Annotated in this window: 21 protein-coding genes and 2 pseudogenes; 17 read left to right on the top strand and 6 right to left on the bottom strand. The window is 58.9% G+C overall.

What is annotated here, in order from left to right:
• The first annotated feature begins 16 nt into the window (after window positions 1–16).
• From ACTJJ7_RS12360 to ACTJJ7_RS12350, 3 genes and pseudogenes are all read left to right on the top strand, one after another.
• The gene (locus ACTJJ7_RS12360) at window positions 17–961 is read left to right on the top strand and encodes an acetaldehyde dehydrogenase (acetylating) (RefSeq protein WP_353574412.1); all 945 of its coding nucleotides are present in this window, start codon (window positions 17–19) and stop codon (window positions 959–961) included.
• Entirely contained in the window at window positions 958–1,989 is a 1,032-nt protein-coding gene (dmpG, locus tag ACTJJ7_RS12355; protein WP_353574413.1) for a 4-hydroxy-2-oxovalerate aldolase, read from the top strand. The genes ACTJJ7_RS12360 and dmpG overlap by 4 nt, the downstream gene beginning before the upstream one ends.
• 335 nt (window positions 1,990–2,324) lie before the next feature.
• Window positions 2,325–2,837 (top strand): annotated as a pseudogene (locus ACTJJ7_RS12350) (SDR family NAD(P)-dependent oxidoreductase); the annotation flags it as partial.
• Here ACTJJ7_RS12350 and ACTJJ7_RS12345 read toward each other — a convergent pair.
• Complete coding sequence (locus ACTJJ7_RS12345) at window positions 2,825–3,070, bottom strand: hypothetical protein (protein WP_434782064.1); 246 nt, start codon at window positions 3,068–3,070, stop codon at window positions 2,825–2,827. The pseudogene ACTJJ7_RS12350 and the gene ACTJJ7_RS12345 sit on opposite strands and share 13 nt — an antisense overlap.
• Before the next feature lie 124 nt (window positions 3,071–3,194).
• Between ACTJJ7_RS12345 and ACTJJ7_RS12340 the strand changes: the two genes are divergently transcribed.
• From ACTJJ7_RS12340 to ACTJJ7_RS12275, 14 genes and pseudogenes are all read left to right on the top strand, one after another.
• The gene (locus ACTJJ7_RS12340) at window positions 3,195–4,175 is read left to right on the top strand and encodes a cyclase family protein (protein ID WP_440967210.1); all 981 of its coding nucleotides are present in this window, start codon (window positions 3,195–3,197) and stop codon (window positions 4,173–4,175) included.
• A 20-nt stretch (window positions 4,176–4,195) separates the two neighbouring features.
• The gene (locus ACTJJ7_RS12335; RefSeq protein ID WP_353574416.1) at window positions 4,196–5,302 is read left to right on the top strand and encodes a hypothetical protein; all 1,107 of its coding nucleotides are present in this window, start codon (window positions 4,196–4,198) and stop codon (window positions 5,300–5,302) included.
• 246 nt (window positions 5,303–5,548) lie between these two features.
• Complete coding sequence (locus ACTJJ7_RS12330; protein ID WP_353574417.1) at window positions 5,549–5,749, top strand: hypothetical protein; 201 nt, start codon at window positions 5,549–5,551, stop codon at window positions 5,747–5,749.
• 535 nt (window positions 5,750–6,284) lie between these two features.
• On the top strand, window positions 6,285–8,018 hold the full coding sequence (locus ACTJJ7_RS12325; protein WP_353574418.1) for an FAD-dependent oxidoreductase: 1,734 nt from the start codon (window positions 6,285–6,287) through the stop codon (window positions 8,016–8,018).
• A gap of 55 nt (window positions 8,019–8,073) precedes the next feature.
• Window positions 8,074–9,330, top strand: coding sequence for an ABC transporter substrate-binding protein (locus ACTJJ7_RS12320; protein WP_353574419.1), 1,257 nt, complete (start codon window positions 8,074–8,076; stop codon window positions 9,328–9,330).
• 100 nt (window positions 9,331–9,430) lie between these two features.
• Entirely contained in the window at window positions 9,431–10,318 is an 888-nt protein-coding gene (locus ACTJJ7_RS12315) for a branched-chain amino acid ABC transporter permease (RefSeq protein ID WP_353574420.1), read from the top strand.
• Window positions 10,315–11,298 carry a branched-chain amino acid ABC transporter permease gene (locus ACTJJ7_RS12310; RefSeq protein ID WP_353574421.1) on the top strand — a complete coding sequence of 328 codons (984 nt, stop codon included), beginning with the start codon at window positions 10,315–10,317 and terminating at the stop codon, window positions 11,296–11,298. Before ACTJJ7_RS12315 ends, ACTJJ7_RS12310 begins: the two co-directional genes overlap by 4 nt.
• A 41-nt stretch (window positions 11,299–11,339) precedes the next feature.
• Window positions 11,340–11,819 (top strand): annotated as a pseudogene (locus ACTJJ7_RS12305) (ATP-binding cassette domain-containing protein); the annotation flags it as partial.
• Complete coding sequence (locus ACTJJ7_RS12300; protein ID WP_440967232.1) at window positions 11,811–12,065, top strand: hypothetical protein; 255 nt, start codon at window positions 11,811–11,813, stop codon at window positions 12,063–12,065. The pseudogene ACTJJ7_RS12305 and the gene ACTJJ7_RS12300, both read left to right, overlap by 9 nt.
• Window positions 12,046–12,762 carry an ABC transporter ATP-binding protein gene (locus ACTJJ7_RS12295; protein ID WP_353574423.1) on the top strand — a complete coding sequence of 239 codons (717 nt, stop codon included), beginning with the start codon at window positions 12,046–12,048 and terminating at the stop codon, window positions 12,760–12,762. The genes ACTJJ7_RS12300 and ACTJJ7_RS12295 overlap by 20 nt, the downstream gene beginning before the upstream one ends.
• Before the next feature lie 24 nt (window positions 12,763–12,786).
• Window positions 12,787–13,779, top strand: a complete 993-nt coding sequence (locus tag ACTJJ7_RS12290) for an alpha/beta hydrolase fold domain-containing protein (RefSeq protein ID WP_353574424.1) — start codon at window positions 12,787–12,789, stop codon at window positions 13,777–13,779.
• Between the two features lie 2 nt (window positions 13,780–13,781).
• The gene (locus ACTJJ7_RS12285; RefSeq protein ID WP_353574425.1) at window positions 13,782–14,609 is read left to right on the top strand and encodes an IclR family transcriptional regulator domain-containing protein; all 828 of its coding nucleotides are present in this window, start codon (window positions 13,782–13,784) and stop codon (window positions 14,607–14,609) included.
• A gap of 77 nt (window positions 14,610–14,686) precedes the next feature.
• Window positions 14,687–16,066: an FAD-dependent oxidoreductase gene (locus ACTJJ7_RS12280; protein ID WP_353574426.1), complete on the top strand. Its 1,380-nt coding sequence runs from the start codon at window positions 14,687–14,689 to the stop codon at window positions 16,064–16,066.
• 310 nt (window positions 16,067–16,376) lie between these two features.
• Window positions 16,377–17,219, top strand: a complete 843-nt coding sequence (locus ACTJJ7_RS12275; RefSeq protein WP_353574427.1) for an alpha/beta fold hydrolase — start codon at window positions 16,377–16,379, stop codon at window positions 17,217–17,219.
• A gap of 170 nt (window positions 17,220–17,389) precedes the next feature.
• On the opposite strand, the gene ACTJJ7_RS12270 is transcribed toward ACTJJ7_RS12275, so the two are convergent.
• The 5 genes from ACTJJ7_RS12270 to ACTJJ7_RS12250 all read right to left on the bottom strand — a co-directional run bounded on the left by ACTJJ7_RS12270 (window position 17,390) and on the right by ACTJJ7_RS12250 (window position 22,080).
• Window positions 17,390–17,569 carry an FAD-binding protein gene (locus ACTJJ7_RS12270; protein WP_353574428.1) on the bottom strand — a complete coding sequence of 60 codons (180 nt, stop codon included), beginning with the start codon at window positions 17,567–17,569 and terminating at the stop codon, window positions 17,390–17,392.
• A gap of 74 nt (window positions 17,570–17,643) precedes the next feature.
• Window positions 17,644–17,997 (bottom strand): hypothetical protein, encoded by a 354-nt coding sequence (locus ACTJJ7_RS12265; RefSeq protein ID WP_353608074.1) that lies wholly within the window; start codon window positions 17,995–17,997, stop codon window positions 17,644–17,646.
• A 252-nt stretch (window positions 17,998–18,249) separates the two neighbouring features.
• Window positions 18,250–19,209 carry an NAD-dependent epimerase/dehydratase family protein gene (locus ACTJJ7_RS12260; RefSeq protein ID WP_353574431.1) on the bottom strand — a complete coding sequence of 320 codons (960 nt, stop codon included), beginning with the start codon at window positions 19,207–19,209 and terminating at the stop codon, window positions 18,250–18,252.
• A gap of 130 nt (window positions 19,210–19,339) precedes the next feature.
• On the bottom strand, window positions 19,340–20,101 hold the full coding sequence (locus ACTJJ7_RS12255) for an SDR family NAD(P)-dependent oxidoreductase (RefSeq protein WP_353574432.1): 762 nt from the start codon (window positions 20,099–20,101) through the stop codon (window positions 19,340–19,342).
• Between the two features lie 164 nt (window positions 20,102–20,265).
• On the bottom strand, window positions 20,266–22,080 hold the full coding sequence (locus ACTJJ7_RS12250; RefSeq protein ID WP_353574433.1) for a flavin-containing monooxygenase: 1,815 nt from the start codon (window positions 22,078–22,080) through the stop codon (window positions 20,266–20,268).
• Between the last annotated feature and the right edge of the window lie 320 nt (window positions 22,081–22,400).

Raw genomic sequence — 22,400 nt, 5'->3', positions numbered from 1 at the left:
TCGAAAGGACCAGACAATGGCGAAATTAAAATGCGCGATTATCGGCTCGGGCAATATCGGCTCGGACCTTATGATCAAGATCATGCGAACCTCGAAGAACATCGAGATGGGGGCAATGGTAGGGATCGAGCCGGCATCCGACGGCCTTGCGCGGGCTGCGAGGCTCGGCGTGGCGACGACGCATGAGGGGATCGACGGACTGTTGAAGCTGCCGGAATACACGGATATCCAGGTCGTTTTCGATGCGACGTCGGCCAAGGCCCATATCTCCAACAACGCCATCCTGCAGAAGGACGGCAAGAAGGTCATCGACTTGACGCCCGCGGCCATCGGCCCCTTCACCATTCCGGCGATCAACGGCGATGCCAACCTCGGCGAACCGAACGTCAACATGGTGACCTGCGGCGGCCAGGCGACCATCCCTATGGTCCATGCCGTCGCCCGCGTCTCGAAACGGACGATCTACGGCGAGATCGTCGCTTCGATCTCGTCGAAGTCGGCCGGGCCGGGCACCCGCGCCAACATTGACGAGTTTACTGAGACGACCTCCAGGGCCATCGAGCTTCTCGGCGGAGCCGAACGCGGCAAAGCGATCATCATCCTCAATCCGGCCGAGCCGCCGATGATCATGCGCGATACTGTTTTCGTGCTGTCGCAGGGGGCTGATCGGGCCGCGATTGAGAAGTCCGTCGAGGACATGGTGAAGACCGTTCAAGCCTATGTGCCGGGCTACCGTTTGAAGCAGAAGGTGCAGTTCGAAACGATCGGCGACAACGCACCGGTGCGGGTGCCGGGCATCGGGCCGGTAACCGGCCTCAAGACGACCATCTTCCTGGAGGTGGAGGGTGCCGCCCACTATCTGCCGGCCTATGCCGGAAATCTCGACATCATGACATCCGCCGCTCTCATCAGTGCCGATCACTGGGCGGCAAAGGTTCTTGCGAAGGAGGCTGCAGAATGACCCGTCCCAATCCAAACAAGCTCTACGTGCAGGACGTGACACTGCGAGACGGCATGCACGCCATCCGCCACCAGTACAGCCTCGACGCGGTGACAAAGATCGCCGCAGCGCTCGACGCGGCCAAGGTGGATGCCATCGAAATCACCCATGGCGACGGTCTCGTCGGTTCGACGTTCAACTACGGTTTCGGTCGCCACGACGATGTGGAGTGGATCGCGGCTGTTGCCTGTGTCTGCAAGCACGCCGTGGTGACCGTGCTGCTTCTGCCCGGGATCGGCACCGCGCACGATCTCAAACAGGCTTATGACGCTGGCGCCCGTTCGGTTCGCATCGCCACCCATTGCACCGAGGCCGATGTCTCCCGCCAGCATATCGAGGCGGCCCGCGCGCTCGGCATGGATACGGTGGGATTCCTGATGATGGCCCATATGGCCGATCCGGCAAAACTTCTGGAACAGGCAAGGCTGATGGAAAGCTACGGGGCGGAATGCGTCTATGTGACGGACTCTGCCGGCGCGCTTCTGCCCGATCAGTATAGGGAGCGGGTGAAGACGTTGCGTCAGGGGCTCAAACCGGAAACGGAAGTCGGGGTTCACACGCACCACAATCTGACGCTCGGCGTCGCGAATGCGGTGGCCGGCATCGAGGCCGGCGCTGTGCGCGTCGATGCCTCGCTGGCCGGCATGGGCGCAGGCGCGGGCAATGCGCCGCTCGAAGCGCTGATTGCGGTTTTCAACCGCATGGGTATCGACACCGGATGCGACCTCTACAGGTTGATGGATGCGGCCGACGATCTCGTGCGTCCGCTTCAGGACCGTCCAGTGCGCGTTGATCGGGAGAGCCTGTCGCTCGGTTATGCGGGCGTCTATTCGAGTTTCCTGCGGCATGCGGAAGCTGCGTCGAGGATCTATGGCGTCGATGCGCGGGAAATCCTGATCGAACTCGGAAACCGCCGCATGATCGGCGGTCAGGAAGACATGATCGTCGATGTCGCACTCGATCTCATCAATGCAAAACCGGCGGCATGACACGGCCGCCGATATACCGGGGATCTGGCTGGTAGCCATCGTCAGTTCGATGATGCCACCTTGTGCCGGCGCCCCCGCAGACGATGCAGAATGCTGCCGTTTGTTGGGCGGCGTTCTCTTCAGCCAGATCGCTTATATGACCTTATGGTTCATAGCTGGAATTCCCGTCGGTTTGCTGTTCTCTTGGAGAACGTTTGGGCGAAGCCGATTGTCACCGGTCGAACGGTTTTTCATTCTCATGAAGGGAAAACAGTTTCGATCAATAGCGGCTATGGCCGGAACCAAACATGGTGCTGGCCGCCAGCAGTGTGAACATTGTTTAAAGGGAGCACGACATGGCTGGCATGGACATCAAAGGAAAGTCCATTCTCATAACAGGGGGTGGTTCTGGTATTGGAGCGGCGACTGTCCAATTCGCTGCTCAACTTGGAGCCAAGGTCGCCATCGCCGACCGCGATCGCGCTAGCGGTGAGACGGTCCTTGCCAAGCTACTCGCTGATGGCGGTGATGCCAAGTTCACGATGGTCGACATTGCTAACGAGGCTCAGGTTCAGGGCATGATCAGCAAGGCCGACGACAAATATGGCCAGCTTGACTGCGCTTTCAACAATGCCGGCGTGGCGGGATACAGTCATCAACCTGGTGAAGAAGCCGTCTTGCTTGGAGAACTCACTAGCAGTGCCTTCGAACGCAATCTCTCGATCAATGCGCTCGGACATTCCTATGCATAAAGTACGAAAACCAGGCGGTGCTTGCCTCGGGCGGCGGCTCTATCTTCAATACCGCTTCGATCGCGGGGATTCTAGCCGTCGAGGCAACAGGAGACTATGTTGCCTCAAAGCATGCCGTGATTTGTATCACAAAAACGGCCACCCTCGACTTTCGGCAATAACCCCGACTTGGCCGGCTGAACTGAGGCGATGCAGCCGGTTGGCTGGCGTGGCAAGCCCACCGAGGTTGTCGAGGCCGCACTGTGGCTGTTGTCCGCCGCCGCTTCGTTCGTAACCGGAGTATCTTTGCCGGTCGATGGCGGCTTTTCGATTGTCTGACCGTCGCGATTGTCAATGACCGGGCGCGGCATGGCTGTTTGCGCCACTTGGTCAAGCTGCGCTGACGTCGGCGCAAGAGAATTTTGGGGCACAGTAGCGATTACCCCAACAGCGTAACAATAGTTTTGCATTGGATGACAGAGGAGGCCACACAACATGCCCGAGAAGACAGGATTTTCCAAGGCGCAGGAATTGCGCATGAGCCAGGTTTTAGCCGGCTCGCCATCGAACTGGGGACGTTGGGGTGACGATGACGAAGTTAGCGCGCTCAATTTTCTGACGAACACCGAGGTTCTGCGCGCGTCGCGCGCAGTCCGTCAGGGGAAGGTGTTCACCTGCGGGGAAGTCATCGGTAATCCCAAAGGCGACCCGATGTGGCCGGGCCGCATTCCGACGAAACGTGAAACGGTTATCGACAAGAACAGTTACATCAAGGGGGATATGCCGACTTTGCCGGGCGGCGCCGAGTTTACCGACGACCGGATCGAAATGTTCCTCCAGGCATCCACCCAGTTCGATGCGCTCGGTCACGTCTGGTACGATGACCAGCTTTACAACGGGTATCCGGCAAGCGAGACGAATGGCGGGCTGAAGAAGGCTTCAATTCTGCCAATCGCCGAGCGCGGCGTCGTCGGTCGCGGCATCCTCCTGGACATGGCCGCTTACAAGGACAAGTTCGCGCTGGACAAAGGCGACCTCCTGGGCCTCGAGGATATTCTCGGCTGCGCGGAAAAGCAGGGCGTGACCATCGAGAAGCATGACATCCTGTGCCTGCGCATCGGCTTCCTGCAGCTTCTCTACGTCCAGGGCCCCGAGGTCTTTTACAAGGACTTCATGGAGCCGGGATTGACCTACTCGGCTGAGCTCGTGGACTGGTTCTACCAGATGGAGATCCCCTGCCTCGCCACGGATACCATCTCCAACGAGACCGAACTCGATCCGGAGATCGGTGTCCAGATTCCGTTGCACTGCGCGCTGATGCGGAATCTCGGCATCGCGTTCAACGAAATCTGCAACTTCGAAGCCCTTGCCAAGGACTGCCATGCCGATGGGCAATGGGATTTCCTCTATGCGGCTGCCCCCCTCAAGGTGCGCGAAGCGACGGGGGCGCCCCTCAACATACTGGCGGTGAAATAGGTCGAGGGAAAGGTCCGGTCATGTGCCGCTTTTGCGAACAGCGCGCCTTTGGCAGCGAGGAGCACTACAACCCACAGCTTCGTTATGGCGGGTTCGTTCCGGGTGCCAATATGGCGCCGGATCTCATCTTATGCGACGGGTCCATCTTGACGATGGACCCGTCGCGTCCGGAAGCGACGGCGGTCGCCATCAGGCAGGGGATCATCCAGGCCGTGGGTACTACCGACGAGGTGTTGGCATGTCGCGGCCGTGCAACGCGCGTTGTCCGGCTTGAAGGGAGAGCGCTCGTGCCCGGCTTCATCGCATCTGGAGTACGTCTGCCCAACGCAAACGGCGATGACGAGTTGGAGCGCTGGGTAATGGCCTGTGCGCGAGCCGGCTTTACGACTGTCGATGTCACGGATTTGGGCGCACGATGGGAAATCTATGACGCCATCTCACTTGTAATCGGTCGTCGTCACCGACTGCGCCTGCGCGGCGCGGTCCGTGACGATCTAGTGCGGGATTGGGCGGACGGAGACCTGTCGCCCGGGCAAGGCAATGATCTGATTTGCATCGATGCGGTGCGCCTGCGCCCCTCGGAAGGTGCGGCTCATCTGGTGCTGGCTAGTGCGCTCAAACGTCGTTCTGAAGGCTGGCGTGTCGTTCTGGACTGTCTTGGTACAGACGACCTGGAATGCGCGCTGGAGATCGCCTCGCTGACGTCGAACGACGAGCTTGCGGACGTGCGACTGTTGATGCCTTGGTCTATCGACGAAGAAATGGAACGCAGGTTGACAATATCTGGATTGCACCTCGTACCGACGTGGGGACTGGCTCCGGTGGAACGGCTGTCGGGCTCTGCTGAGCAATCAGCGGCAGCGATGCATTCACTCATCGTGGAAATGGCTCATCTGGCCGGTGTGGAGATTATCGTCGGCGAGATACGGCGCGGGTTGTATGCGGATTTCACGGTGTTAAATCGTTCTCCGTATTCGGTCGGTCAAGGACCGATAAAGGTTCTTGCAACATGGATCGAAGGGGTTCGTGTTCGATTGGATGACAATCGTGCTTTGCGAACCGAGGGCGACCTTACGGCTGGCGGGGGCTACTCGAAGCAGGCATTTCAAACTGGAGGATTGAGTTAGAACTCAGTGTTCCAGAGCTGATTTGTCTGATCAGCAAAATCCGGCCCTCACTGAGACGGGGTTCGTCGCCCGGTGGCGAGCGCATGGCGACCTCGCAACCAGAAACCCGCGCTGGAAACACGTGGCGCTGTATTCGCAATGCGATGTCGTTGACGATATCCGCCCCGCCACGACGGAGTTGATGTGGTCTGGTACGAGAGCTTCGCGGCGCGTGCGGCGGGCCTGGCTGAGACAGCATCGCAGTAAATGATGGAAGCCGACGAGCGGGAGATATTCTCTTCACTGACCGGCGAGGTTTCGTTCATCTCCGAAGAGGCTGCGGATTTCCAGCGTTCGGATGTTGGAGCGAAAGTGTTTCGCCTTGTTTTATGGGACGCAGAGGGCAGCGAAGCCGGTGGGATCGATGTGATGGGCGATCGGATTGCGACTTCGATCCGTTGGGTGTGAAACGCCGCGATCGACAGGGAACCGGCGCTTCTTGGTCCTCGACTGTGGTCGAGCGTCGAAGAATGGAGCGTTCCTAAGGCCAATGATGCGTTGAAGGTGCGCGATTCTCTCGTTCGATCAGGTGCAGAGCGGGATGGATCGCAGGTCGTGGCCGCTGTCACGAACTGGGCTCTATCCAATGACAGTCATATCTGATGTCCTTATAATCTAGCGATACTGGACCTGCGCGGATAACGAGGACGGGCCGTCAACGGACTTGTGCGACTTCTTGCATGACGGAACAGGGGGAGATCGTTTGGCATTTTGTCTCCGGAATTATGCCCGTTTGGAAGACGCGCAATGAGTCCAAGCAATCGAAAATCAGTTCACCCGTCGACAGCTGTTCACGTGGTGCACAATCGCGAAAATGATGTCGCGCGACTGTCGCGGGTCCTATTAACTCTCATTAAAAAAGCAGGCGCCAAGGAACCTCTGCAGTGAGCGTGCTCGCAAAGCAAGGCGCGCTTTCGAATGCGAATAGCCAGGGAGGAGAACCATGGCAAACGAACAATACGATCTTGTCGTTGTGGGAGCAGGTGTCGCCGGGATGGCGGCGGCGATCGTTGCTCATAACAAGGGTTTGCGTGTCGTCATCGTCGAAAAGACTGCCTATGTCGGCGGGACGACCTCCTTTTCCGGAGGGGTGAGTTGGGTGCCTAACAGCCGCCAGAACCGAGAACTGGGCGTCGAGGATAGTGTCGAACGTGCCACACAATATCTTGACAGCATACTTGGAAATCTACCGGAGCGCGAAGCGCGCATCGAGTATCTGAAGCGCGCACCCGAGGCCGTCGCCTTTCTCGAAAGCGTCTCGCATCTGAAATTTTTCGTGCGTCCGAGCAATTCTCCGGACTACTTTCCCGACGTGCCTGGCGCGGAAAAGCGTGGTCGGGCAATAACGCCGGTGAACTACGATGGGCGATTGCTCGGCGAAAAGTTCCGGGACATTCGGCCGCCACTTCCGGAGCTATGCCTCTTCGGGACGGCGATGCTCGACGGCCCTGACCTCTACCATCTCCTGAATGCGCGGTCTTCCCTGCGGTCCGCATGGCATTCGCTTGCTCTGGTTCTCCGTCACGCTCGCGACAGGATATTCTACAGGAGCTATGGTCGCGGAACCCGCCTTACAGGCGGCAACGCCGTGATCGGACGTCTCTACAAGTCGATCATGGAGAGGGAAATACCGGTCCTCCTGAACTCGCCTCTGGTCGGTCTCGTCAAGGACCGCGACAGAGTGCGAGGCGTGGCGGTACAGACCGAGAGCGGGCGACGTGAAATCCGCGCTGGCTGTGGCGTCGTTCTTGCGACTGGTGGCTTTCCGTGGGGTGCCAAGCTGCGTAAGGACAACGCCGGTGATGTCCCAGTGGGCTACTCGGCCACGAGCCGGGACAGCACCGGCGACGGCATCTCGATCGCCGTCGAAAATGGTGCCGAGTTCCTGACAAGCAATTCCAACCCCGCATTCTGGACGCCAGTCTCCATCGGCGAGCGCCGCGACGGTTCGCTTGCGCATTTTCCTCACCTTATGGCGGACAGATCGAAGCCAGGCCTGATCGCGGTGAACGGGGACGGCAAGCGTTTTTACAACGAGTCGGAGAATTACCACGATCTCGTGTGCGCGATGATCGGCAAGTCAAAGGGGAAGAGCCGGCCCCCGTTCCATCTCATCTGTGACCACGTCTTTATCAAGAAATACGTCTTCGGCATGGTCGCGCCTCTTGCCAGCGCGCGTCGTCGGCACATCCGGTCCGGTTATCTCATCAAGGCTCGATCTATCGACGAACTCGCATCGAAAGTCGGCGTCGATACGGCCGCCCTTCGCAGCACCCTGGAACGCTATAACCGCGATGCCGCGGTGGGCACGGATACGGAATTCGGCAAGGGATCCTCAGCGTATAACAGGTATCTGGGTGATCCTTCCCACAAACCGAACCCGTGCCTGGCGCCGATCGAAACTGCGCCCTTCTACGCCATTAGAGTGTATCCCGGCGATATCGGGACCGCTTACGGACTATCGGTGGACCTGCAGTCGAGAGTTCTCGACGGAAGCAGCAGACCGATCGACGGTCTTTACGCCTGCGGCAATGATCGCAACTCCATCATGGGCGGGCTGTATCCCAGCGGTGGTATCACCGTCGGCCCAGCACTGACCTTTGCCTATCTTGCGGCGCTCGACGCTGCCAACACCAAATCGGCCCATGTGGGCCGACCGCAATCGATCGCGAGCTGACTTTTCAGCTGCGTTCCGCAGAATTCTTAGCCATGGCAAATCGGTAGGAGCAGTCGTGAAACTCAATCGTCGCACATTACTCAAGGCGTCGGCCGCCGGCGCGGCCTCGTTCGCCTACGGACAATTCGCTGTCGGCCAAACAAATGACCCCATCCGAATAGGCGTGATAACGAGCTTGAGCGGGCCGGGTGAACCTGCCTCCCGCAACATCAAACTCGGCATCGATATCGCGACTGCGCAGATCAACAAAACGGGCGGAATAAACGGTCGGCGTATCGCTCTGGAAGTTCGCGATGACAAGGGCAACGTGGCGCAGGCGATTGCCATGGCTCGAGAACTGCTCGGTAGTGGAGTCAATCTGTTCACGGGCACCTCTCAAAGTGCTGTCGCCCTGGCGATCGGTCCGGTCATGCAGCAGGAAAACGGTGTCATCGTCGGCTCGATTGCTGCGTCGGACAAGATCAATCACCAAAATTTCAACCCGCACTACTTTCGCGCCAGTGAAACCCCGTTGGCGCGCTTTAATGGGCTTGCGCAGCTGGCGGCGCAGAGATTCCCGGACGCGACACGGTGGTTCGGTATTCTTCCGGACTATGAATACGGCCACGCATCATGGTCGATGTTCGTTGACGGCCTCCTCAAGTTCTATCCGAGCATCGTGGGGAAGCAGCCGGAGATTATCGATCCGATCGTTCACCCGTTCGGGACCGCCGATTTTCGACCCTACATTACCAATGCCATGCGGAAGCAGTTCGACGGTTTCTTCATGGGTTCGTTCGGCAACGACTCGATCACCTTCTACCAACAGGCCCGGCCGTTCCGTTTCACGGAACGTGCAAAAGCCATTCTCGACGGCGGCAATGAGTTCGTCGTTTCGCGTGCTCTGGGAAAGAACAGTCCCTCCGTCTGGTCCGCCACCTACTGGTATCCCGGCAACAATCAGGGAATCGCAGCCAGCGACGCACTTCTGACTGATTACCAAACGCTCAATGGCAGGATGCCGCCGGAAGGCGTGGTCGCAGAAGGGCATGCTGACATTCTGCTTTTGGCCAAGGCAATCTCGGTGGCGAATTCCACCGAGACCGCCGCAGTGATGGCCGCGATGAAGGGGTTGGAGTGGGAGACAGCAACCGGAAAGCGGCGCATTCGTGCCGAGGATAATCAGTCGATCCGCGATCCTGAATTCGTCTTCACCGTCCCTGCCAATGATGCGTCCGGTTTCACCGTGGCCGACAGTGTGAAGTTGCCGGGCGACGCTTTGGCCGAACCTCCCACGCCGGGGCAGGCGCTCGAACTGCGCAGGCCCGCATAGGCTGGGAAGTTTGCGGGCATGTCCTTTCTCATTCCGCGCTCGGACGCAACTGGTCTCGCGCTGGCCAATTGCGTTAGCTCGTCACCAGAGTTGGAAACAGATGATCTTTGATGCAGCAACGATAGCCTTCAATGCTCTGTCGTGGGCGATGGCAACCTTCCTGGTTGCGTCGGGACTGACACTGATATTCGGCGTCCTTCACATCCTCAATTTTGCTCACGGCGGCTTCTTCATGCTGGGAGCCTATATACTGTTTTCGCTCACCCATGCCATGGGTGGCGAACTGTCGATGGGGCCGTACATCCTCTTCAGCGTCGGTATAGGCCTACTCGTCGCCATGCTCGGACTGCTTGCGAATCTGTTGATTTTTCGTCGGCTGCGCGCGGTAGATGATGCCTACGTGCTCATCGCCACCTACGCGCTTCTGATCTTTGTGGAAGGTGCCGTGAAGCTGATCTGGGGGGTGGACACGATTTCAGTTATGCCGCCGATCGACCTCTCCGGGGCGGTGTTCATTGGCTATCTCGTCATGCCCCACTATTCGTTGTTCGTGATTGCTTGTGGACTTGTCGTCTTCGCCGGTTTGGAGTGGATGATGTTGCGCACCGCCTTTGGCAAGATGCTCAAGGCGGTTGCCATCGATCCCTGGATGTGTGGCCTGCTTGCCATCGATATCGAGAAGGTACGTGCGGCCACGATCGTCATCGGTTTTGGCCTTGCCGGTCTGGCCGGCAGTCTGCTCGCAGCGAACCAGGGCATTGATCCCCGCATTGGCGGCGCGTTCATCATCCAGGCATTCGGAGTTATCATCGTCGGTGGCATGGGCAGCATCCGCGGTGCCTTCTATGCGTCACTCCTCCTTGGCCTTGTCGATTCGTTAGGGACCGTGCTTGTTCCCGGCTTTCCGGGCCTCTTCTTCTATCTTGCCTTCGCAGGCATGATCCTTATTCGCCCCAAAGGCATCATCAGCAAGGGGCTCGCAGCATGAACTCTCATGGAAAAATCACAGCCTGGCCGTTTCTCGTTGGATTCGTGCTCGTTCTCGCAGTCGGCCTCGCCCTGCCGATGGTCGCCAATCGCGGGCTTGTGTTCGTTGCCGGCGTCGTGATGATCGATATCGTCGTTGCCCTTGCATTCAATTTCCTGCTGTCGACCGCGGGAATACTCAGTTTCGGCCAGGCCATGTTCATCATCGTCGGCGGATATGGGGCCGGCATTGTGATCAAGACCTTCACGGGGCTTTCGGTATTGCCCGCTGTGGCTGCCGCCGGCCTTCTGTCCGGGCTTCTTGCGCTGATCGTCGGTTTCATCGCCCTGCGCCGCGTTGAGGGGAGTTACTTCGCGGTGCTCACGCTCGCCCTTTCCACTCTCGTCTATCTGTCCATCGGAAAGATCGATCTGCTTGGCCGAGAAGATGGACTGACAGGCATCGGACGACCGGATCTCCAGCTCGGCTTCATGTCGGTATCGCTCACCGCCGGCGATCGCTTCTACTACCTGATCGTGATTGTCTGCATGATCCTGACGGCGATAGTATGGCTTGTTATGAAAAGCCAGTTTGGCCGTGCGGTAAGAGCCATCCGACATGATCCGCAGCGCGCCGCTTTCTTCGGCATCAATGTCCAGGCTTTTCGTCTCACTGCCTTCGTTTTTGCCGGAACAATAACTGGTATTGCAAGCGCGCTGCTTGGACCCTGGACACAGGTTCTGACAACCGATCTCGGTCATTGGGCGCAATCGACCGAACCGATCCTTCATGTGTTGCTTGGCGGAGCCGGTTTCTTCTGGGGGCCAGCGGTGGGAGCCGTGGCGTTCGCCGCGCTCGCTTATCTGACGCGCACGCTGACGGGATTGAGCGAACTGGTGACCGGCGGACTGCTTCTTTTTGTGGTTCTTGCGTTTCCGGGCGGTCTTCTCGGGATTGTTAGTCGCATGATGGGTCGAACCCCGGAAGGACACGACAAATGAACTTGCCTTTGCTTGAAGCGACGGGACTCGAAAAGGCGTATGGTCGGATTTCGGTTCTCAAGAATGTCGGCCTGACCATCGATCGGGGAGAGGCCCACATCGTGATTGGCCCGAACGGCGCGGGCAAGACCACCCTGTTCAAGGTGCTCAGTGGCGAAATTTTTCCTCGAGGCGGCTCGATCCGCTTCGAGGGCCAAGACATCACGAATGTCCCGGACTGGCGGCGGGTGCGCATGGGAATTGGCCGCACGTTTCAGTCGGCTCGGATCTTCAGCGATCTGACGCCGTTCGAAAACATGATTGTGGCCGTCGAGGCAAGTGCGAGAACCAGGGGTGGTCTCCTGAAGTTGCTGAGCATCAGGCCGAATGCCGAGAATCGCGATACCGCCAGGGTCATTTTGCGTGACTTCCTGCTGGAGACGGTCGCCGACCGACCAACCAGGACACTGTCACATGGCGACAAGAAACGGTTGGAACTAGCGATGGCCGTTGCCGGAAAGCCACGGGTGCTGATGCTCGATGAGCCGACAGCCGGGATGGCTCCGGCCGACCGATACAAATGCATAGAGCTGATCGGCAGGCTGCTCGAGAAGGGCGATTTTTCCTTGCTGTTGACCGAGCACGACATGGAGGTCGTGTTTGGCCTCGCCACCCGTGTCACCGTACTGAACTATGGTGAGGTCATCGCAAGCGGTGCTCCCCAGGACATTCGTTCCAACGCCCGTGTGCGCGAGGTGTATCTAGGCCATGAACTCGCAACTGCTTGAAGTTAAAGAATGCAACGCCCACTATGGTGAAAGCCATATCCTGCATGCCATTTCGATGGATATCGAGGAGGGAAGCGGCGTCGCTCTGCTCGGTCGCAATGGTGCAGGCAAATCCACGCTCTTCAAGAGCATTCTCGGTGCCGGTCCCACCGTTACGGGTGACATCAGACTTCGGGGACGATCCATCATGCATGCGGCGGTGCATGAAAGGGCTTTATCCGGCCTCAGTCTCGTACCTGAGGATCGACGGATATTTCCGCATATCAGTGTCGAAGAGAACCTGAGATTTGCCGAGAGAGCGACCCGCAAGGGTGAGACTGCTTTGGGCATAGCCGAAGTGGTGGAAAGGTTCCCGATGCTCGGCGGCCTGCTGGATCGACGAGGCTATCAGTTGAGCGGAGGCCAACAACAAATGCTGGCCGTGGCCAGAGGGCTCGTTCCGCGCCCACTGCTTTTACTGCTTGATGAGCCTGCCGAGGGGCTCGCTCCTCTCGTCGTCCAGGAACTTTCGGAGCAGATTGTCCGGATCCGTCAGCGAGAGCACGTCGGCCTTTTGCTGGCTGAGCAGAATGTGGGCTTTGCGCGGCAGTGTACCGAGTTCGTCTACATTCTTGACAGTGGCCGGATCGTATTCCGGGGCGACTGGTCTTCCTTCGATGCTGATGCCGAACTCGTTAATCGATACCTAGCTGTTTGAGAACCCGCACGAAAGGGACAGGTCATGGCAGAGAAACTCAGGACGCCTCTAGATTCGATGAAACTCGATCCCGAGATCAGCGAAGCCTTTGCCAGGATCCTCCGTTCACCTGATGAGGTTTTGCATGCGATCGAAACCCCACGCGACATTGATCTTGTGCGCCGACAGAACGACAAGCGAACGAAGGCTTTGCTTGAAGGCGTCGATAGGGCAGGGGTGACGACCGAGACGTTCGAAGTGGAGGCTCCCGACGGCGTAACGCTGGCGCTACGAGTGCATCGGCCGTCGGTCCCAGTGCATGACGAACAGCTTCCCTGCCTCTACTATCTCCATCCCGGTGGAATGATCGCCGGCACGCCGGAGGGCGATGACGTCCAGCTTGTCCCATTGGTGCGCGAACTGGGCTGCGTGGCCACGTCTTTGGCCTATCGGCTCGCGCCGGAACACCCGGCTCCGGTCGGCGCTGACGATTGCTACACGGGCCTGAGATGGGTTCTTGCGAATGCCAGCCCTCTTGGTATCGATCCGCTGCGCCTGGCGGTGGGTGGGGCCAGTGCCGGTGGCGGAATGGCTGCATCATGTACGCTCGCCGCGGTCCGGGATGGAATAGCTCCTCGGTTCCTGCTCCTGCGGTATCCGCAATTGGACGACCGGCACCTTACGCCGTCTTCTCGGGTCTCATGGCCGGTATGGCCACACGAAGTCAGCGTCGGCGCCTGGAAAGCGGTCCTGGGAGATCGCTATGGCACGGATGAGGTCACTCCCTACGAGGCGCCGGGCCGGGCCGTGACCTTGGAAGGAATTCCGCCCACCTATATCGACGTGGGCGCGATGGATACGTTTCGGGACGACTGTATAGACTTCGCAAGACGTCTTTTGGCGGCAGACATCTCGACAGAACTCCATGTCTATCCGGGGTGCTGCCACGGCTTCGACCTGTTGGTGCCGCAGGCAGTTGTTTCGCTCGCCGCCGGGCAATTGGCGGTCGGCGCACTCCGCAAGGCATGGGAGCGATAACGATGATCGTGAACCATCAGCCCGAACGGTCGATCTCTTGCCAGAAGGATGCGTACAAAGACGTTCGTGCCTTGTCACGCGGGCTGTCGATCATCGAGGCCCTCGGTACGTTGGGCTGGGTGAAACTTGGGGCGCTCAGCGCCTATACCGGCATTGATCGAACGACAGTCTACCGGCTGGTCAACACTCTCGCGGAGACTGGCTACGTCAGCCGCCGGGAGGGTGATGGTGCGGTGAACCTGTCCTGGAAACTGCTGCAGATTACCGGCAATCTGCGCGGTGACGATCTCACGGGCCAGATAGTCATGAGGCATCTGGCTCAGTTGACCGAAGCGATCAAATGGCCGAGCGACTTCGCCACCCTTTCAGGCGGCGGCGTGCATATCGCGGTCTCGACCCACAACATGAGCCCCATGAGCATGCACCGGGGAATGATCGGCCGTAAACGACCGTTGCTGCGCTCTGCTCTGGGTAAAGCGATCCTAAGCGCGATGTCGCCGGATGAACTGCGTCAGACCCTGGATATCACTCAAAGGCTCGATACGCAGGACGCGCAAGACGCCCGTTCGACCTTCTTGCTGGAACGGATGACCCGGGAAGTACGGGAACTGGGCTACGCATCTGCCGTGGGCACAACGGAAGCCAAGTTCAGTGCGATCGCCTTACCCGTTTGCCCGGGAGGCAGCGTCATTGGCGCGGTTAATATCGTTTTCTTCAGAAGCGCGCTCACGCCGGCTGAAGCCGCCGAGCGCTATCTCGGTCGTTTTCGTGAATGTGCCCGCGCGATCGAGGCGGAAATCACCGAAGCGATATCGAATGTGGTCACCTAGACCGGACCGGGATCTCGGTCGGCGGCTGCAAGCTGATCTCGGGTCACGGTGTTAACCGATAGTGGGATGAGGAATTGATGGAACGCGATTTTGATGTTGTTGTCATCGGTGGCGGAGGCGCGGGACTTTCCGCGGCCCTGGCTGCCGCTGAGAATGGTGCGAGAACTCTTCTTGTCGATGCCGCCGGTAAGCTTGGCGGGTCGACGGCACTGTCCGGTGGGGTTTTTTATGCTGCTGGCACGGCGATCCAGCGCTCGAACGGCGTCAGCGACACGGCGGAGGATATGTATCACCATTACATGACGCTCAATCGTCATGCCGTTTCGCCTCCGCTCGTCAAGAAGATCTGCAACGAGGCCAGTTCGACCCTCGAATGGCTGATCTCCCTAGGTGTCCGCTACACAGACTACGGGCTTTATTTTTCCGGTTGCGACGAAGTTCCCAGAGGTCACCGCCCCGTGGGAGCTGGAGCGGAAATCGTCGAAAGGCTGGAGGGGGCTCTCAGTCAACATAGTGTCGATATCGCACTCGCCACACGGATCACCGGTCTGGTCCTCGGCGAGGATGGAGCGATCGGCGGCGTGAAGATCGGCGACGACACCGTGACCTCTTCGGCGGTGGTTCTGGCCACGGGCGGTTTTGGTGCCAATCCCGAGATGCTTTCCTTCTATTTCCCGGACAGCGCCATGGGTGGGGACTATCTATGGTATGTAGGTGCAAAAACGTGCCAGGGTGATGGCATCAAGTTCGGTCTTTTAGCTGGCGCCAGTGTCGTCGGCTTCAATCGCGGGCAATTGACCGTGACCCACGGCTTCGCGCGCGACAACGAGGTCGAGCAGCCGGGATGGTTGGTTCACGTCAACCGCGAGGGGCAGCGGTTCGTGAACGAAAACCTATCCTATGCCGTGCTAGCTGACCGGGTGAAGCATCAGACCGGGCACGAATGCTTCTCGATCTTCGACGAGGCGGCCCGTCTCTCGCTCGAAAGGGCGAACCCGCGTCAGCCATGCTGGCAGAAGGACCTGCTTTCGCAGTATCAGCAACAAGGCTATCTCGTTCGCGCCGACAGCGTCGCCGAGCTGGCAGAAGGGCTGGAAATCCCGGTCGCCGCGTTCGAAGCCACTCTGGCCCAGTACAACGCGGATTGCGCTGCCGGAGAGGATCGGCAGTTCTTTAAGGGTGTCGAACACCTGCGCGCGATGACGTCGCCCCCTTTCTATGCTGCACGGATGAAGCCGGGAATCCTCGGGCTGACGCTTACAGGCCTGCGCATCGACGACCGGGCGCGCGTGTTGGACGCGCTGGGGTGCGCGATACCGGGTTTGTTCGCGGCGGGTGAGACCACGGGGGGCGTGATAGGCGATATCTATACCGCTAGCGGCAACTCCATCGCCAATGCGATTATCTTTGGGAGAACTGCGGGCAGATCGGCGGCCGCGTTGTCCCGTCGCCATTGACCACAGCCATAGTATTGGGTCACCTCACGTGGCTCTGTTGCAAAAATTTTGCCGAAGTCCGAAAGAGTGCTGACAATTTTCAGTGAGAATCTCGATGAGCGATTTCAAGTGGCGCCAATGCCAGCGCAGCCGTTTTTCAATCTCCGGCGCGTATTTCTATACCCAGCGATAAATCAGTATTGTGCATGCTACGAACATATGCGGCTTTCCAATTGCCCGATAACCATTCACGCCGTTACCAGCGTTGATGAGATCCTGGATGCGGAAACGCCGCTAGTTTCCAGAGTCGATGGTATGGAGGAGTTCTGATATGATGGGGCGCAATGTTCAATCGAATGTAACTCGGCACGAGCTGCTAGTCGATGGACTCGAAACGAGCTATCTTGAGGCGGGTTCGGGAAAGCCTGTTGTCCTGTTGCATGGTGGCGAATTCGGGGCGAGCGCCGAGATTTGCTGGGAAGCGACAATACCCGCGCTGGCAGCGCACTTTCGCGTCATTGCGCCTGATCTATTGGGGTTTGGCGGCACGGCGAAGATCATGGACTTCGTTGATGGGCGAGGTCGACGTCTCCGTCACCTGGGACGCTTTCTGGAACAGGTGGGGGCCACGGGCGCGCAATGCGTAGGGAACTCCATGGGGGGAATGCTGTTGCTGTTCGATGCAGCATCCGCCGCAGCCGTCCTCCAACCCGAGAGGATCGTCAGTATCGCTGGCGCCGGTGCCCTAAACGACAACGAGCACATGCAGGCGCTGCTTGAGTATGACGGATCCGTTGCTGGAATGCAGAGAATCGTCGCGGCATTATTCCACGGTGAGGGCTGGGCGGCTAACGACGACTATGTTGCACGCCGGCGGCAAAGCAGCCTCGAGCCCGGCGCCTGGGAGGCCGTGGCCGCTGCACGCTTTCGGCGTCCCGCTGAGCTGCAGGAGGCACGCGAACGTTCCCAGATTGCGTATGACAAGATTGCAGTTCCGACCTTAATTATCGCCGGGGCTAACGACAAACTGAAACCCGATGGGTGGTGGGAGCCGATGGAAGAAGCCATCCCCGACGCGCGCACCGTCGTCATAGCGGAGGCCGGTCATTGCCCACAATTGGAGCAGCCCAACTTCGTGAACGAAGTACTCATCGATTTCCTCATGGGTAGATGAAGTTCCATCCTGACCTTGGGAAGCGCGTTCACTTTCGGGCCGGCACGGCCAAGCGGCGGAGAGAAAACACCGCGAGATTCGTCGGCTCTTTCCGTGCCATTGTCCTCGTGCAAGCTCGTGGAACTAGCAGCCTTGTAAGCGGCCGACACGATTTGCTGAGTGGCGCATCTTCATGTCATCCACGTCTGGCACGCGACGCCGGACAGGAAGGTCGTGCCGCCCCACTTGTCGGTACTCTCGACGACAAGCACCCTTGCACCGTCGTCAGCGGTGGCAATTGCGGCAGCTAGTGCTGCGGCACCGGTGCCTGCGACCAGCAGGTCTGCGGTGATGTCACATTCTTGTAGCATCACAGGAGGTTCCTTATTCCACGCACGCGGTATGACGTGTTAGATGGCTTTCGATCCCGGTCCGGATCGCACGGCTAGAACGCTTCGAAGCACATGGTCGAGGCTTCCAGAAGAGTCTCCGAGATGATCATCTCGGGCGTGCCAGCCCTGGTTCTCACCTCGTTCAGGACGCGAGGCAGATTGTCGGTCTCTATGCGATAGAGCGCCAGGTAGCGATGCGCGATAGGGGCGTTTCCGGCGTCGACGACCTTAATCCCTTGGTCCGTCATCAGTGATTGATAAGGCGCGAGCTTGAACCGCTCAGCACCGACAACGCCTGGGATCTTCAAAAGATCCGGAACGTGCACAGTGTCGTACCAGTGATTGAATTCGTCATCGGTGCCTTCGGCCGCGTTTGTCAGCACGATCCACGTATATCGTTTCAACATAATTTTCCCTCGCTATTTGATGTCGATGTTTGCTTATCGCCAATGCTCGGACACGTTGATATGTTTCATCTCTATCGGGTGCCGGCTTTGGTGTTTGCCCGTCCTGAATCAGACCAGAGAGTCTGAGTATCCGTGGCAACGACATGGTGCCTTCGCGAGCGAAGGTTTCCGCGATCGCGAGCCCCATGCCATCTGCGGCCCCGGTTACAATCGCCACCTTGCCCCTGAGAATATCGGTCATGGTGGCCTCCTTTATCCGTGGGCGTCCCAGGAATAACCCTGAACGATGCCGCTCTGCTTAGCGTCTTCGTATGCCTTTTTGTAGGATCCGTGCCGGATGTCGCCGACGAGATCGACATGGGCCGGCGTCCAACCGAGTTCGGACCGTGTCTTTGGCGATCTGATGCGGCTGTTGACAGCAAGGCCGAGATCGACCCAGGGCGCACCCCAAAGCTCAACAGCTTCGTCGTAGGTGAGGCTGCGAGTGGGGCAACCGGTCACCTCACCGACTGCCTCGGCGATCGCTCGGAAATTCACTTCGCCGGCAACCAGGTGGTAGACGCTTCCCGGAGTGCCTTTCTCGAAGGCGAGGCGAGCAACCGTTGCCACGTCGTCGACGTGGACATGCGAGTAGAGATTGAGACCTTGGCCGAGATAGCATACGGTTCCGGTCCTGCGTGCGGATTCGAATAACTGCGGGACCTGGATGCTTCCTGCGTGACCCCAGATCAGCGGAGGCCGAATGATGAACGTGCGCAGGCCTTCCTTCGCCGCGTCGCTGAGGAGCTTTTCCGTGACCAGCCTGATCGCGCGATTGCGGAGCGGCTCGAAAGGGTAGGGGTCATCCTCGGCGGCCGTATAGTCGTTCCAGGCGCCGTCACGGGCGGGCGTGGATACAACGCCGGATCCGGAAATGAAAACGAACGATCGGCCCGGCTTGCCGAAGCTGGTGATCAGCTGGCTGATGACATGCTGCTCGTCTTCGAACGGGATTGTTGCTGCGAAGGCGATGGTATCGAAGTCTTCGAGCTGGCCTTTAAAGCGGTCTATCGCAGCCAGATCACCTTCGACCGGAGTGATTCCCGCGGACGAAAGAGTCTTTGTGCTCTTCTCGCTCCTCGTCAGCCCATAGACATCGCTGCCCGCTGATTTGAACTCTTGCGCGAGACGAGACCCGACATATCCGGTCGCGCCAATAACGAGTGTTTTCATTTCTTCTCCTCCCAATTTGAAAAAATCACGCGCATTCAGCGAAGAGCATGAATGGCGCTCTTGCTTGTCTGTCCAATCGTCGTATGCTAGCCAGGCTCCCCCTTACCGGCCCATGCGGATCGTCTATTGCTCAGCGGGCCGTAAGCCCTCCGTCCACGACGACAGCCTGTCCCGTTATGAAGGAGGCGTCATCGGAGGCCAGGAAGGCGGCGACCTTCGCGATTTCCTCGGGCTGTCCCCAGCGTCCCATGGGCACACGCAGCGTTTGGGTGATAAGGACTTGGCTCTCCGCCTCGGTGGAGCTCATCCCGGCGGTCATTGCTGTTTCGATGTAGCCTGGGCAGATCACGTTCGCGCGGATGCCGTCCTTGGCATATTTGAGAGCCGCGTCCTTCGTCATGCCAACGACGCCATGTTTCGCGGGGCCGTAGCCGACCGGACCGATCGAACCTGTGATGCCCGCTATCGAGGCGATGTTGATGATCGACCCGCCACCGGCTTGCTGCAAATGAGGGATACATGCTCGTATGGCGCGCCATGTCCCGAAGAGGAACATGTCGACGTTGCGTTCGAAATCGTCGTATTGGTCCGTGCTGGTCTTGCCGGCGGAATTTACGACGATATCTAGCCGTCCGAACCGGGAAACCGCACTATCGATGCTGGCGCGGACAGAGCCGTCATCGAGAACGTCGGTCTGGCAGAAGATAGCCGCTCCGCCGTCACCGACAATTTTGTCCACGATCACCTGTCCCCACGGGGCGTCCACGTCGGAGACGACGATCTTTGCACCGCTCGCTGCCAGTGCCAGTGCGGTGGCTCGCCCGATCCCGCTGCCTCCGCCGGATACCCAGCACACCTTACCCGCCAGGCTGGCGTAGATCGTGTAGTCCATTTATTCAACCTTTCGTAGATTTCACAAGTTCATGCGTTCACTTCGATCATGTTCACGAGATCGCTCCGTAGCTGCGTGCAGGTGGTCTGTGAAAACTGCCAGAAGCAGATTCGAGCCATTATTTTCCATCCATGGGAACGATGCTCCGAGCATTGGTCACACGATCAGGCGGCGGGCTTGTAGACAGCGCTCGTGACCGCGTTTTTGGGCGGGCGACGAAACCGCTCGCTGATCAAACCGTCGAGATCGGCTCTGACGAGGAGTGCGAGGCATTTTGATCCCGGACGGATCTGGTTGATGCCGCCGCCGTTCAGCCACAGGCCACGCTGGCCCGTCTGTCCCCAGATGTTGGCCCATTCGCCCTCCGCATCGAGTGTGGCGATATCGCCGACACGTTCTGCGACGTCTTCGCCGAACCATTCGGCAACTTCGACCTTGCGATTCTGGTAACCGGTCGCAAGAACGACAAGATCGGCCTCGATGATCGTGCCGTCGTCGAGTTTCACCCCGTCTGGAACGAACTCAACGACGCGGGCGAACTGTTCAATCTTGATGCCGCCGTCGACAATGATCTCGGATGTACCCTTGTTCAGATAGTAGCCGCCGCCGGTTCTCAGGAAGAGGTCGAGCCAGCCCATTCCGTTGACGCCATCGCCCAGGCGCAGACCGGCCGCAGTCAGCCCCTTCAGCAATTCGGCATCGATCCCGGTCGCGATCTTGTGGTAGCTCTGGCTGAGATGTTCGCGAATGGGGTTGATCAGGCCGATACCGTAGCGGATGTCGACCAGTTCTGTCGGAATGTTCGGATCGATATAGCCGGCATAGGCCAGATTGGCGGTGTCGACGTTGCAGACGACAACAGGGCTACGCTGCAGCAGCGTCACTTCGACGCCGTTCTTGTACAGATCGCCGGCGATATCGTGCGCGCTGGTCGCCACGCCGACGATGATCGCCTTCTTGGCTCCGAGTTCGGATGCTTGCGTGTAGGTGGCCGAGTGGAAGACCTTGCCCTTGAAAGTCGAAAGACCGGGAAACTCCGGAACCGACGGCTTTCCACCGATGCCGCCGGTCGCAAGAATGATGTGGCGTGGATGAAGGGTGCGCGTGCTGCCGTCCGCCAGCTTGATGCTCGCCGTCCACTGGTTGGCCTTGTCGTCGTACTTGGCATTGAGAAACTCGGTCGACGTCCACACGTTGAGATCCAGATATTGCGCATAGATCTCGAGCCATTGCCCCACGACGTCCTTCGGTAGATACTCCGGATAATGCCTGGGAAACGGTAGGAAGGGGAATCCGTTCATTTCCACGGGGTTATGAAGGACGAGCGAACCATAGCGCTTGTACCAGTTGTCCCCGACGCGCTCGTTCCTGTCGATGATGAGCGGGCTGACGCCCAGTTGTTCGAGATGGGCGGCCGCGACGAGACCTGCCTGCCCCGCGCCGACGATCAGAACTTCGGGATCGCGATCAATGAACTGCCGCGTCAGGGCGTGGTGTTCTTTCCATGTCTGTCCGGGCACATCCGGCGTGAAGCCGCTTCCGCGCGGGTGGAGTTCCGGCTGCTTTGTCCCATTCAGGCTCTCCAGGCGAGTGTACAGCGCTCGCACCTCGAAGCCGAATGGGGACTGGTCGTCCGGGACGCCGTTGAAAAGCGCCACGCCGGTACCGAACGCAGTGTCGAAATCGAAGAATGCCTCGACCACAGTCGAGCCGCCGACATCCAGGAAATGCGGAGCCGGCCAGCTTTCCGAGATCCTGAAGTTATGCGGGCGGACCTCGTCCGCGACGGACACCAGAGCTTCGATCACGGCATCCCTGCCGTGAAACTGCCGGAAGTCCCAGGTGAGTGCGCCATTGTCCCGGAAGTACGACACTTCGGCGAACAACTCTTTCAGAGATTGCGTGCCCTTTGCAGAAAGCGCTTCCTCGAATGCCGTCATCCATTTCTCGACCTGGCCACGAACTTGTATATCGTTCAACGTTAGTCTCCTTCTCACTAATTGTCTGCTGAACTCGTCTTGTCTTGCGCGCATTCGCGCGGAATGAGTTGCGGTATCGATGTCGTCTCAGCCGAGCTCGGGCGTGTTCAGGAGACCTGAGCGCGCCGGCAGTTTCTTTTCGGGGCTGACTGAAAAAGCCGCTCTGGTGCCGCCGCATGTCGCTTCGACGCGTCGATTCGCATGGTTCGAATATTTTGAGGTTTGTTGCGGCAGCACCGCATCGAAGTAATTGCAGAAAGTCTAGGAAAGATGGTCAAGCTAGGACGAAGCACCGGCTGCCAAAGGCGGTCAATGTCACA

This window comes from Phyllobacterium sp. 22229, assembly GCF_052056495.1.
In the GTDB taxonomy this organism is placed as follows: domain Bacteria; phylum Pseudomonadota; class Alphaproteobacteria; order Rhizobiales; family Rhizobiaceae; genus Phyllobacterium; species Phyllobacterium myrsinacearum.
This window is presented reverse-complemented; position numbering and strand designations above follow the sequence as displayed.